The 12681-nt window shown below is 68.4% G+C and carries 12 protein-coding genes; 7 read left to right on the forward strand and 5 right to left on the reverse strand.

Annotated elements, in window-relative coordinates:
* Positions 1-70 precede the first annotated feature (70 nt).
* The gene (locus VD997_15195) at positions 71-505 is read left to right on the forward strand and encodes a hypothetical protein (protein HYE63336.1); all 435 of its coding nucleotides are present in this window, start codon (positions 71-73) and stop codon (positions 503-505) included.
* 77 nt (positions 506-582) lie between these two features.
* Here VD997_15195 and VD997_15200 read toward each other — a convergent pair whose 3' ends face one another.
* Positions 583-2418 carry an NAD+ synthase gene (locus VD997_15200; GenBank protein ID HYE63337.1) on the reverse strand — a complete coding sequence of 612 codons (1836 nt, stop codon included), beginning with the start codon at positions 2416-2418 and terminating at the stop codon, positions 583-585.
* Positions 2419-2499: 81 nt separating this feature from the next.
* Here VD997_15200 and ggt point away from each other — a divergent pair, with 81 nt between their 5' ends.
* Positions 2500-4263, forward strand: a complete 1764-nt coding sequence (ggt, locus tag VD997_15205) for a gamma-glutamyltransferase (protein HYE63338.1) — start codon at positions 2500-2502, stop codon at positions 4261-4263.
* A gap of 9 nt (positions 4264-4272) precedes the next feature.
* On the opposite strand, the gene VD997_15210 is transcribed toward ggt, so the two are convergent.
* From VD997_15210 to VD997_15225, 4 genes are all read right to left on the reverse strand, one after another.
* On the reverse strand, positions 4273-6498 hold the full coding sequence (locus tag VD997_15210) for a hypothetical protein (GenBank protein ID HYE63339.1): 2226 nt from the start codon (positions 6496-6498) through the stop codon (positions 4273-4275).
* A 92-nt stretch (positions 6499-6590) separates the two neighbouring features.
* Positions 6591-6830, reverse strand: a complete 240-nt coding sequence (locus VD997_15215; protein HYE63340.1) for a hypothetical protein — start codon at positions 6828-6830, stop codon at positions 6591-6593.
* A 167-nt stretch (positions 6831-6997) separates the two neighbouring features.
* Complete coding sequence (locus tag VD997_15220; protein ID HYE63341.1) at positions 6998-7555, reverse strand: suppressor of fused domain protein; 558 nt, start codon at positions 7553-7555, stop codon at positions 6998-7000.
* 188 nt (positions 7556-7743) lie between these two features.
* Positions 7744-8439, reverse strand: a complete 696-nt coding sequence (locus VD997_15225) for a hypothetical protein (GenBank protein ID HYE63342.1) — start codon at positions 8437-8439, stop codon at positions 7744-7746.
* 575 nt (positions 8440-9014) lie between these two features.
* Between VD997_15225 and VD997_15230 the strand changes: the two genes are divergently transcribed.
* The 5 genes from VD997_15230 (at position 9015) to VD997_15250 (ending at position 12579) form a co-directional block, all read left to right on the forward strand.
* Complete coding sequence (locus VD997_15230) at positions 9015-9737, forward strand: hypothetical protein (protein HYE63343.1); 723 nt, start codon at positions 9015-9017, stop codon at positions 9735-9737.
* A 457-nt stretch (positions 9738-10194) separates the two neighbouring features.
* Entirely contained in the window at positions 10195-10725 is a 531-nt protein-coding gene (locus VD997_15235) for a hypothetical protein (GenBank protein ID HYE63344.1), read from the forward strand.
* A gap of 73 nt (positions 10726-10798) precedes the next feature.
* Positions 10799-11287 (forward strand): hypothetical protein, encoded by a 489-nt coding sequence (locus VD997_15240; GenBank protein HYE63345.1) that lies wholly within the window; start codon positions 10799-10801, stop codon positions 11285-11287.
* A gap of 312 nt (positions 11288-11599) precedes the next feature.
* Entirely contained in the window at positions 11600-12214 is a 615-nt protein-coding gene (locus VD997_15245; protein HYE63346.1) for a hypothetical protein, read from the forward strand.
* Positions 12211-12579, forward strand: coding sequence for a hypothetical protein (locus VD997_15250; protein ID HYE63347.1), 369 nt, complete (start codon positions 12211-12213; stop codon positions 12577-12579). The genes VD997_15245 and VD997_15250 overlap by 4 nt, the downstream gene beginning before the upstream one ends.
* Positions 12580-12681: the final 102 nt, after the last annotated feature.

Here is a 12681-nt window from a genome sequence, read left to right on the forward strand (position 1 = left end):
AATGGGGCGGGTGGAAGAGAGGCATCAAGGCATGTGGCATCCAGGCATCAAGTAGGCGAGGAGAGGTGAGATGTTTGGTGCGCGTGTGAAGGTGGTGTGGGAGTGCCCGACGTGCCGGTATGGGCTGGAGGGGCTAGTGGAGGAGGACCGCGCGCGGTGCCCGGAGTGCGGCGTGGTGTGGACGAAGCGGCAGCTGGCGGAGGTGCAGGGGTTTTTTACGTGGCCGGACTGGCGGTGGGCGTGGGCGGCGGGGCTGACGCCGGTGGTGATGGTGGCGGGGATGGCCGCGGGATGGCGGATGACGGGGCTGGCTGGCGGGCTGGTGTGGGCGTGGGTGTGCGTGTGGGTGATGATGGCGCAGATGATGAGGCCGCGGCTGGGAGATATGGCGAGTGTGTTCGGTGCGATGACGGCGGTGCCGGTCGCGGGGGTGTGGGGCGGGGTCTGGTGGTCGGTGAGCGGGTTGGTGTGGGTGGTGTTGAGGGGGATGTCAGGGGATGTCTGATGTGCGATGTCGGATGTCGAACGTCCGGGCTTTCGCGCGCAGAAACACCGAGATGAGGACATCTCGGTAGCACGTGTTCAGGTCCAGCGCTGCGCGATGGGAAAGCGGCGGCCGGGGCCGAAGGCGACGGTGGTGACCTTGAGGCCGATGGCGGCCTGCTTGCGCTTGTACTCGGCCAGCGCGATGAGGCGGAGGACGCGGCGGACGGTGGGTTCGTCGTAGCCGGTTTCCTTGATGATGGTGTCGGCGGACTGGTGGCGTTCGACGTGGCGCTCGATGATGGCGTCGAGGATGTCGTAGGGGGGGAGCGAGTCCTGGTCGGTCTGGTTGGGGCGGAGTTCGGCGCTGGGGACCTTGGTGATGGTGCGCTCGGGGATGGGGGGTTCTTGGAATCCACACTTGAGGTGGTTGGCGTTGATCCAGCGGGAGAGGCGGTAGACGAGCTGCTTGGTGACGTCGGAGAGGACGGCGAGGCCGCCGTTCATGTCGCCGTAGAGAGTGCAATAGCCCACGGCGAGCTCGGACTTGTTGCCGGTGGTGAGGACGATGGCGCCGGTGCGATTGCTCAGAGCCATCAGGAGGGTGCCGCGGAGGCGGGACTGGAGGTTCTCTTCGGCGATGTCGGGGAGTTTCTCGCCCAGCGCGGGCTGGTGGAGAGATTGGAAGGTGGGGTTGAGGGTGCGCTCGAAGGTGGTGAAGGGGTCCTCGATGGGGACGACAGGGCAGGGGATGCTCAGGCGGCTGGCGAGGTCGAGGGCGTCTTCGACGGAGTGCGTGCTGGAGTAGTGGCTGGGCATGGCGACGCCGAGGACGTTGGGCGCGCCGAGCGCGGCGACGGCGAGTGCGGCGGTGAGGGCGGAGTCGATGCCGCCGGAGAGGCCCAGGAGTGCGCGGGTGAAGCCGGTTTTGCGGAGGTAGTCCTTGATGCCGGTGGTGAGGGCGAGGAAGAGGAGCGATTCGGTAGAGGAGTGGAGGAGTGGAGGAGTGGAGGAGTGGGGAGAAATATCGGATGTGGGATGTCGGATGTGGGATGTGGGGGCGGTCGCGGTACCGCGGGTTGAAGGTGATTGCGACTCGCGCGAACTCACCCCAACCCCTCCTGGGAGGGCGTTCAGGTCGATGACGAGCATGTCGCCTTGGAAGAGGTTGCCGGCGGCGATGAGGTCGCCGGTGGGGGCGTAGAGGAGGGTGTGGCCGTCGAAGAGGAGGTCGTCGTTGCCTCCGAGCTGGTTGACGCTGGCGACGTAGACGCGGTGCTTCGTGGCGTGGTGCTGGAGGATGGCGCGGTGGCGGTCACCCTTGCCGAGGACGAAGGGGCTGGCGCTAGGAGAGATGATGAGGTTGGCGCCGAGCTTGACGAGTTCGTCGACGGGGTCGGGGGTGTTGGTGTAGCGGGAGGAGAAGCCGGCGTCCTCGCCCTTCCAGAGGTCTTCGCAGATGGTGAGGCCGGCGCGGAATGTCGGATGTCGGATGTCGGATGTCGAAAGGTCGATGACAACCGCGCGGTTGCCGGGCTCGAAGTAGCGGTCCTCGTCGAAGACGTCGTAGGTGGGGAGGAGGCGCTTGTCGTAGTAGTCGAGGAGGGTGTTATTGCGGTAGGCGAGGAGGGCGTTGGCGGTGGGGGCGCGGCGGGGTTGGTTGGGGGTGGCGTCGAGTGGGAGGGGGAGGCCGAAGATGGCGGTGATGTTGTGGGTGTGGTGCTCGCCGATGTGTTTGGCGGCCGCGGCACAGGCGGGGACGAAGCCTTCCATGAGGAGGAGGTCGCGGGGGGGGTAGCCGCAGAGGGCGAGCTCGGGGAAGACGACGACGTCGGCGCCGGCGTCCCGGGCCCTGTTGATGCCGGTGATGATGAGGGCGGTGTTGCCCTTGAGGTCGCCGATGGTGGGGTTGATCGGGGCGAAGGCCAGACGCATGTGGGGGATGGTAGATGGAGGGGGCGGGGGAGTAGAGGAGAAGAGGAGTGGAGGAGTAGAGGAGTGGGGTAGGATGGGGGAATGACGCGGTTGCGATTACTGGGAGTGGTTGCGGGACTGGTGCTGGGCGCGGGGGCGGTGGCGCAGGAAGCTGTTGTGCAGGAGGCGGCAGGGATGCAGGTGTTTGCCAAGGCGGCGGTGGCGGCGGATCACAGGCTGGCGTCGGCGGCAGGGGTGGAGGTCCTGAGGGCGGGCGGGAACGCGGTGGACGCGGCGGTGGCGACGAGCTTCGCGCTGTCGGTGGTGCGGCCGTATTCGTGCGGGATCGGCGGGGGCGGGTTCATGGTGATCCGGCTGAAGGAGCACCCGCGGTATCCGGAGGGCGTGACAACCGCGCTGAACTATCGGGAGTGGGGGATCGGAAAGGCGCGGCCGGACTACTTCGAGAACGAGCCGGACCCCGACGCCGCGACGCACGGGGGCAAGGCGGTGTGCGTGCCGGGGCATGTGGCGGGGCTGCTGGTGGCGCTCGAGAAGTACGGGACGATGACGCGCGAGCAGGTGCTGGCGCCGGCGATCCGTCTGGCGGAGCAGGGGTACGCGGCGGATGCGCACTACGTGCTCAGCTCGCGCGAGGTGATCGAGTGGATCGAGAAGGACGCGTCGCGGGCGCCGCGGTTTGAGTTCCTGTGGGATCGGCTGCTGTACAAGGGGAAGGTGAAGGAGGGGGACAAAGTTGATCTGCGGGAGCAGGCGCGGGTGCTGCGGTTGATCGCGGAGAAGGGGAGCGCGGGGTTTTATGAGGGGGATGTGGCGCGGGCGATCGTGGACGCGGTGCGGCGGGACGGCGGGGAGATGACGCTGGAGGACCTGGCGGGGTACCGCGTAGAGGAGCTCAAGCCGCTGGTGACGGCGTTCCGCGGGAACACGGTGCTGAGCATGCCGCCGCCGAGCAGCGGGGGGATCGTGCTGGCGCAGGTGCTGGGGATGCTGGAGGTGCGCGGCCGGGATCTCGAGCGGATCGTGAAGGAGAGCGGGTGGGGGAGTGCGGAGTACGTGCACCTGGTGGCGGAGGCGGGGAAGCACGCGTTCGCGGACCGGGCGCGGTGGATGGGGGACCCGAACTTCGTGAAGGTGCCGGTGAAGGCGCTCCTGAGCGAGGAGTACGTGCGCGGGCGGGCGCGGGCGATGGACTTGACGCACGTGCTGCCGATCGAGGCGTACGGGTCGGCGTCGCCGCTGCCCGATGACGGCGGGACCAGCCACCTGTGCGTGGTCGATGAGATGGGCAACGCGGTGGCGTGCACGGAGACGATCAACCTGGTGTTCGGGTCGCTGGTCGCAGTGCCGGAGTACGGGTTCATTCTCAATGATGAGATGGACGACTTCCTGGCGCGGAAGGGCAAAGCGAACGCGTTCGGGCTCGACCATGCGGACCTGAACCGGCCGGAGGCGAAGAAGCGGCCGCTGTCGAGCATGACGCCGACGATCGTGCTGAAGAACGGGGAGGACGGGAAACCAGGCGATCCCGTGCTGCTGGCGGGGGCGAGCGGGGGCCCAAGGATCATCAGCGGGACGATCGAGGCGTCGCTGAACGTGCTGGTGTTCGATATGCCGGCGCTGGAGGCGGTGAGCAGGGCGCGTTTCCACCACCAGTGGCACCCGGATGTGCTGGAGCTGGAGGGGGAGATCGCTGGTGGGGCGCTGGAGGAGGCGCTCAAGAAGCTGGGGCACACGACGAAGCGGCGGGACCGGATCGCGGCCGTGCAGATCATCCGGAGGGTGAAGGATGGGTGGCAGCCGGCGAGTGATCCGCGGAAGGGCGGGGTGCCGGCGGGTTACTAGTTCACGTGACTACCAGTTGATGGCTTTGAGCAGGTTGGTGTAGTCGTCGGTCCAGACGGGGTCGCCCGCGGCGGGCGTGAGCCTGGTCCAGCGCGGGTCGAGGGTGAGGGGGAGGAGGTCGCCCTGGCTGCGGGCGACGGCGACCCACTCGGAGGCAAACTTCTCGCCCTTGGTCTCGAGGTCGTTGCGGAGGTAGGCGACGGCGTCGGCGTTGTGGGCGAGCGCGGCGACGATGGGGGCGAGGCGGAAGGTGCGGCTGGAGACGTGGAACATGACGACGCCGCGGGGGGAGAGGTTGCGGAGGTAGATGTCGAGGGCCTCGGCGGTCATGAGGTGGACGGGGATGGCGTCGCTGCTGAAGGCGTCGAGGATGATGAGGTCGGCGAGCTCTGTGAGCGCGGCGACGCCGAGGCGGCCGTCGCCGACCCATGTGGTGACCTGGGCGCCGCGTTCGCGGGCGTCGGAGAGGTAGGTGAACCACGTGGGGTTGGAGGCGATCTCGACGACGCCGGGGTCGATCTCGATGAAGTGCACGCTGGTGGTGGTGTCGGCGTAGGCGGCGATGGTGCCGGCGCCCAGGCCGACGCCGACGATGCGGTGGAGGCGGCCGTCGTCGCGGAGCATGGCGATCACATTGCCGAGCGGGCCGTCGGGGTGGTAGTAGGTGGTGGGGGTGCGGGAGAGCTCGTCGGTGGCGGGGTCGGAGGGGACGCGGCGGACCTGCTGGCCGTGGTTGGTGGTGCCGTGGCAGAGGGTGCGGTGCTTGCCGTCGGCCCACTCGATGACGGTGGTGACGCCGAAGAAGGAGCGGTGGCGGAGGATGGCGCCGGCGGTGGTGCCGGTGAACGGCGCGAGCAGCAGCAGGAAGAGGGCGGTCAGGCCGAAGCGGAGGGTGCCGCCGTTGACGAGGGTGAGGAGGCAAAGGCCGGCGGGGATGGCGGCGGTGAAGAGGGCCTTGATCGCCTTGGAATCGATGGACGAGGCGGAGACGATGCGCTGGATGATGAGGGTGGCGGCAAGGATGAGGGACGCGGCGAGGAGGTCGCGGGGGAAGGAAGACCCTCGCTTGCGCGTCGGGCTCGTTTGGTGGGCGAAGTTCGTTGGGCGGGCCAGGCAGACCAGCCCCAGCATGAGCGGGTACTCGACGATGGCGTTGAAGATGAGCGGGGCGAGGAGGGCGTTGAAGACGCCGCCGAGCGCGCCGCCCAGGGCGATGGTGAGGTAGAAGGTGGTGAGGTGCTGGGCCGGCGGCCGGGACTCGGCGAGGGCGCGGTGGCACATGGTGGCCGCGATGAAGAAGGTGATGAGGTGGACGGGGGCCTGCAGGAGCTCGCCCTGCACGTGGCTGAGCAGGAGCGTGAGGACGATGGCGGCAGGAAGCACCAGCACGTTGCCCCAGAAGCGGGCGGGGAAGTTGACGGAGCGGGCGAAGGCGAGGGTGTAGCTGAGCAGGTACAGGGTCAGCGGCAGCACCCACAGCAGCGGCACCGCGGCGATGTCGGTGGTGATGTGCTGGGTCACGCCCATCATGAGGCTGGAGGGGATGAGGGCGTAGAGGAGCCAGCGGAGGCGCTGAGACGGTGAGACGGTGAGTGGGTGAGACGGTGAGGGCAGTGGCAGTGGAGGAGTGGAGGAGTGGAGGAGTGGAGGAGCTGCGCTGCGGCGGGTGATGAAGGTGGTTGTCGCTGTCAGGGCGGCGAACACGGCGAACGCGCCGGTCCAGGCCCAGGACTGCTGCGTGCGGGTGAGGCTGGGCTCCACCAGCAGCGGGTAGGCGAGCAGGCCCGCGGCGCTGCCGGCGTTGCTGGCGGCGTACAGGAAGTAGGGGTCTTGGGCCCGCTCGTGCCGCGTGCGCGAGAACCACGCCTGCAGCAGCGTGCCGGTGGCGGCGATGGCGAAGAACGCGGGGCCGAAGGTGAGCGCGAGCTGCCCGAGCAGCCACAGGGCGGGGGTGTCTGTCGAGGGCTCGGCGCTGGTGGCGCGGATGGGCAGGGAGATGGCCGCCGCGGCGATGACGGCGAGGTGCACCCACTGCTGCGCGGCCATCGGCAGGCGTGCGAGGCGGTGGGCGTAGAGGTACCCCAGCAGCAGCACGCCCTGGAAGAACATGAGGCAGGTGTTCCACACCGCGGGCGAGCCGCCCAGCAGCGGCAGGTACAGCTTGCCCGCGAGGGGCTCGAGGAGGAAGAGGAGGGCCGCGCCGAGGAAGATGGTGGCGGTGAGGAGGGGGAGCACGGGGGGAGGATACTGGGGGGAGTGGGGGAGTGGGGGAGCGGAGGAGTGGAGGAGTGGAGGAGTGGAGGAGTGGAGGAGTGGGGGGCCCCGGGCTACCGGCTGGTCGCTCCTCCACGTGCGGCGACCGAGATGGTGACGTGCGCGATGATGAATGCGAGAGCGCCCAGCCCATACCAGAGCGCGCGGCGATCAATCGGAACCTGAGTGTCCGGCGCGTTGTGCGGATGGCCTCTGCCGGACCAGTGGATGATCAGCAGGATCATGAGCACCGCGCCGGCCAGTGTGAGCCACGTCGCGCAGGTGAGATGCCGTGCTCTGACGGACGCAGGCATCGAGGGAAGCGTACCGGCCAGAGGGTCTGGGGTTGCAGCGGCAGGCGGGTGGCACAACGAAAAGGGCCCGGCGCGCTCCCGCGCGTGGCCCGATGCTCACTCATTGATCCTGTCTTTCTCCGCGCCTCGCGCCTCCGCGAGAGACTTGGAGTGGGAAGGTGAGGAGGCTAGTCGCAGCTCGGGCGCGAAAGGTCGGTCAGGTCAACCGGGGTGGTCCTCAGCACCGCATCGAACTTGGCCATGCCATGATCCCGCACCAGCGCAATCTCCGCATCGGTGATGGGAAGCACGCGGCAGAGCGTGATCGGGCAGCCCTCATCGGGAGTGACAACCAGCGGGTTCGTGGATCCCACATCGTTTACCAGGCACATCAGGGCCGTGCACTGTGAGCCCTCGGCGAGCGGCCCGCGGGGGCCGATGATCTGCCCGTGGGAGTGACCGAGGCCGCGCCGGATCGTTTCGAGTCCCAGATCCTGAAGGATGGCGGGGATCGCCATCAGCGACTCGGGCCTCACGCGGATGAAGAGTTCCTCCCGCTGGACACAATCGCACGAGGACCTGCACAGTTCGACGCGCGAGAGTCCGAGCGTGGCGAAGGTCCGCTCCCCGCTGGGGTGTGCAAACTCCACGACCTGGAAGGGCATCGCTCGGCCTTCGGGGTCGCGGGACCACCCGTGCAGGATCCGCCCGAAGACATTCTCCAGCATGTCAGGCAGGGTGCTCAAGGAGCCTCCGTCTGAAGGGCGGTTGGCCGGTTGCGGCACCCGTCGCCCCTTTCGTCGCGCAGCCTAATGCAAAGGAACGAAGTCCGCGTCGAGTCCAAAGGAAAAGCGGGCTGGACCTCATGATCCAGCCCGCTCCTGATGGCTTCCTCTGTGCGCTCTGTGTGCTCTGTGGTGAAAGGCCTCCGCCTTTACGCCGCGAGCTTGCCGGACGTCGTCACGCTGCTGATGGCGAAGCCGCCGCCGGTCACGCCGAACTTGACCAGGAACACCTCGGTGGGCCCGCGCTGGGTGGAGCGCACGCCGGTGATCTGGTAGTACACCGAGCCCGAGCCCGCGGGCAGGGTGTCGTCGGTGAACTTGCGCGTGCCGCTGACGCCGAGGTACTCGAAGGGGCCCGCGTCGCTGCCGATGCTGCGCTTGACCTCGTACACCACGCCGCCCACGTTGCCGGGGTTGACGCACTTCCACGCCAGCTCCAGGCTGCCGGTCTTGCCCAGCGTGACGCGCAGGTCCGCGGGCAACCCGGGGGGCGGGGTCGGCTTGGGCGATTGCGGGGCGGGGACGTCCGCGGTTGTATAGATCGCGGTGGGGTTGCTGGAGTTGCTGGCGAAGGCGTCGATGGTCCGCATGCAGTCGCCCACGATGGTGCGGGCGCTCGTGAGCTCGGCGTCGAGCTCGGCCACCGCGTTGCGGAACGCCTGCTCGGCCGCCTCGCGGGCCTCGAACTTCGCCAGCAGGCTGGCGGACGCGGCATCGACGGCCGTGCCCTGCGAGGTCGTCAGGCCCAGGACGCTGGCCTGGGTCTTCCACTTCGGCCCGCGCGGCTTGAGCCAGTTCACGAAGTCGACGGTCTTGCGGGGAACGCGGTGTGTGTTGTTGCTCATATCTGGGTTCCTTTGAACAAGCCTTCCGATCACGCCCGCGCCCCCTCTTACTAAAAAAACGGCCCGTGATTGGGCCGCCGTTGGCATGGACGGGAGCGACGTTGCTCCACCCTTGTTTTCGTCAAGGCCGGCACACCCCTTGAGCCCCGCGCGCACGGAAAGTTGGGCATGCCCCGCAGATTCTGTTCTGGGACCTTGGCGCCGGCGCGACGCCGCCACGCCCGAGAAAACCGGCGTCTGCTGCGCTCCAACGCGGCCGCGTCGCCTCAATCCCCTCGAACGGTGGCCGCCGTCAACACCACGGCGCGGTTTGAGTGTGGCACGGCGCGGATTGAGTGCGGCCCGGCGCGGGCTGTCGAGGCCCCGGCGAGGTCTGTTGATGGCACGGCGCGGTTTGTCGAGGCCCCGAGGCGAGTTGCTGATGGCACGGCGCCGGCTGAGCATGGCCCGCCGCGGGCGGGGCCTCGACAGAACGCGCGGCGCCTGACCTCCGCGCGTCGAACCATCACCTCTCGCAGAGCCCACCTGCCGCCATGCACCACCGGCGTAAACTTTTGAACGCTACCCCCGCGATCATGTACGATCGGGTGATGAAGCAGAATCTACGATTCCTTCGCGTGTTGCTGGCGGTTTCTGCCTCGGCGCTCGCGGTGGGCTGTAAGGATCGTGGGACCACAGCCGCGACGGCGCCGGCCGCGTCGGCACCGCCGGGCGCGGGCGCTGCCACGAAGACCGATTACGAGTTCCTGGTCGATGGACGCCCGCGCAACCCCGTGGAATGGGCCCGGACGCCCGCAGCGGCGGCGCCCGGCGGTGGGGCGTTGCTTGCGAAGCTGAAGGTCGGTGAGTTCCGCGATCTGGTCGCGAAGAACGACGCGGTGGCACTGCGCAACCACCTCGTCGGCGAGACCGAGGCGCTCAAGGCGCTCAGCGGCGCCAAGCTTGACGGCATCAGCTGGGACAAGGGCGCGCTGGTGCTGCCCGCGGGCGAGCGGCTCGCTGCCGAGGACCTGGCGGCGTACTTCGCGGCCATTGAGAAGTGGGCACGCGCGGGTCAGTGGACCAACACCGAGTACGTCCCCATCGCGCAGGGCATGCTGAGCCTGGGTTATCAGGTGTACGAGTCGGACACCTCACAGGACACGCGCGCGGCTCGGGTATCGGTGTGGGAGGCCGCGTGGGGCGCCGCGTTCCGTTTCTACGAGCGGCAGATGCTCAGTGAACGCAACGACAAGGGTCGCGAAAGCTGGAAGGTCCGGCGCGAGGAGCTCAAGGATGCGGCTGCGGCGATGAAGTGAAGGAACGGGTGCCGGGTGCAACTGACGGGGGCTTCGCAGCCTGTGCCGCGGTGGGTGCGGTGGAAGGCAAAGGCTATTTGGGACGCTGCGCGAAGGTGTCGGGGGATAGTTCTCCGATTGCCGGGGGACGCTTGCCCGACACCAGTGGGGTGGCCGTGGACCGTTCTTGCGTGACCGGCCTTTCGCGCGGTGCCGTGGTTCTTGAGCGGCGGAGCGCAGGTGGCATCAACTTCGCCGTGCCACCACCTTTCTGCTCTGAGAAAGGTGGTGGTTGTGCGCGGTGCGGACCTGCGACGCCGGTTACACCCACGCCGAACCATCACCTTCGCAGAGCCGAAGGTGATGGCACGTTCAGGAGAGTGGAGCCACCAGCCGTCGTGCTCAGCCCGCGGCGTATCGGTAGTCTTTGGCGCGGCCACTCGATGGATCCCGGAGGCCCGCCAACCGGAACCTACCAATGAAGCGGCGAGCAGCGCCCTCGACAGCAGCTACCGTGATCTTCTTCCTGGTCGTCATCGGCGTCGGGGCCTTCTTCGGCTCTGAGATGGACCTGTGGCGGAACCTGCAGCGCTGCCGGACGACGTACTCGACCACCACCGGCCTCCTGACTGAGGTCGGGGCCGTGTACGAGTACCGCAGCAGCTCCGGGCGCGGCGGCCGCGTGAACACCCGCGCCTTCATGGTCCCGGCCCGATATACGTTCTTTGTCAACGGACAGACCTTCCATGGCGAGCGTGTCGGTCTCCTGGGTGACCACCGATTCCCACTTGCGGCCGACGCGGAGATCATCCGCACCGCCTTCGCGCAGCGCCGCCCGATGACCATCCGCTACAACGCGGCGGACCCCACGGACAACTACCTCATCGACCCCGTCATGGATGAACGTGCGCGCGTGAGGGGTGTGTGGATCACAGCAGGCGTCATCGGGCTGATGTTCGGCCTGAGCATCGTGATGATCGGCGTGAAGGTGCTGCGGCGGCCTTCGTGATTGCCCGTCCGGTGCGGTAGCGAATCGATTGCGCCATACGTCCCTCGATGCTCCCCGCCGTTAGACTGCGGAGATGCTTGGGCAGCGCTCAATAAGGCGGGGGAGCAAGTGGGTCTGCACGTTTGTGGCCGCGGCTTGCCTGGCGGGGTTCGCGGTGAGCTTGTTGTATTGGGTGGCTTGGCGAGACTCGTCGTACCGGGTCGCGGTTTGGATCGAGGGTGGCTTTGTCGGCGGCAAGTGGGGGAGTGCCCCCCGCACCCCGCCGCCGGTGGCAGCGGGCTTCGAGTTTGCGGAACTCCCGGCGGCCATGCGCGGCGTCGGCCTCTGGCCGCGTGTCATGCACAATCCCAACAGCGACTCGCTGGAGGTCCCCCTCTGGATGCCCTTCCTTGTGACCGCCGGCCCCGCCGCGTGGCTGTGGCGGAAGGACCGCAGACTGGCCAAGCTGGCCCGAGTGGGCAAGTGCACGGGCTGCGGTTACGACCGAGCAGGCGTGGGCGCCCGCGCCAAGTGCCCGGAGTGCGGCCTGGCCGAAACATCACCTTCGCAGAGCCGAAGGTGATGGCACGTTCCGGAGGGTGGTGCCACCAGCCGTCCATCGCGCGAGCCCCGGGAGGGGCGGCAGTCCCTTGAGCGAACGAAGAGTGCCGCCCCATCCGGGGCTCGAAGCCAAAGAGAAGAAAACAGGTGCGCGGCCCGATCACCCGGGGCTCGCGCCCCGGGCTACCGGCTGCCCGCACCTCCGGTGCTCGGGAAAGGAGTCGTTCGGCCTTACTGGTGTCGGTCGAGTTGTGCCAGGGCGCGAGTTGTGTCCTACCGACACCTGGGCGGAGCCTCCCAAAGAAAAACTACGACGGCGCGGTAGGCTGTGGGCGTGCCCGTGACCCGGCCCCGCAACTCTTCACGCCCCCGCCGCTGGACCCTCAAGCTCACCCTCGCCCTGCTTGCGGGCGCGGTGGTCACGTGGGCGGTGGCGTGCGGGTGTGCGCTGTGGGGGAGAGCCGCCGGAGGGAATGGGACGGCCAACATACCGCCTCTGCCTGAGGTTGCTCCCCTCGGATGGGCACCTGAGGTCCACATCGTGTTCAAAGCGGCGGGCTTGACCGAGCGGGTGTGGTCCGCGGATGTGATGAAAGATCGCAGCGGGCGTTTGGCGTGGGAATGCACGTACGGCTGGCCGTGCCGATCGATGAAGTACTCGATGTTCGACCCAGGCGTTGCCGCCGGTAAAGCCGTGACCACCGCGTTGGAGGTTCCAAACTGGCTGCGAGTTTCCGGCGCTCGGTCGAATCTTCCGGTGTCGCTGCTCCCCCTTGGCTTCACCCTCAACACCCTGCTCGCGGCCGCGGTCATCCTGACGCTCACCGAGGGCGCGGGGGCGTGGCGGCGGCGGGCGCGGCGGCGGAAGGGCAGGTGCCCGGGGTGCGGCTACGACCGCGCGGGGGTGGCGGGTGACGCGGCGTGCCCGGAGTGCGGGAGGGGCGCGTGAGCATTCTGCGGAAGCTGTTCGCCTGGTGCTCGCTCGCGTTGTTGCTCGGGGCGCTGTGGTTCGGCATCCGCCACTACAGCGGTTCGTGGCTCCTTCCCTGGCTGATTCCTGGTGCGATGCTCGCCTTCCTGCTGATGGCGCTCGTTCTGAGCTCGATGAACGACCAATCCAAGGGCATCGCCGCCGCCCGCCTCGCACAGGTGCGGAAGGCGGAGGGCCGCTGTCCGTCGTGCGGATATGACCGGCGCGGCCTCTCGCCATCGGTGGCGTGCCCAGAGTGCGGCCGCGCTCCACCCGCCCCGCTGGGGCGGGCATCGCCGGGGGCCGGCGATCCGGGGGTGTCGAGGACGCCACGCCCCGGCTGAGGCCGTGCGCCGCATCCGCGGCGAGAGAGGCGCGGGGCCACACGACGCATAGCGACGAAGACGTCGCCATGGCACGCGAAGACATGCTCACGCACGCGAAGA

The organism is Phycisphaerales bacterium (assembly GCA_035627955.1).
Taxonomy (GTDB): Bacteria; Planctomycetota; Phycisphaerae; order Phycisphaerales; family UBA1924; genus JAEYTB01.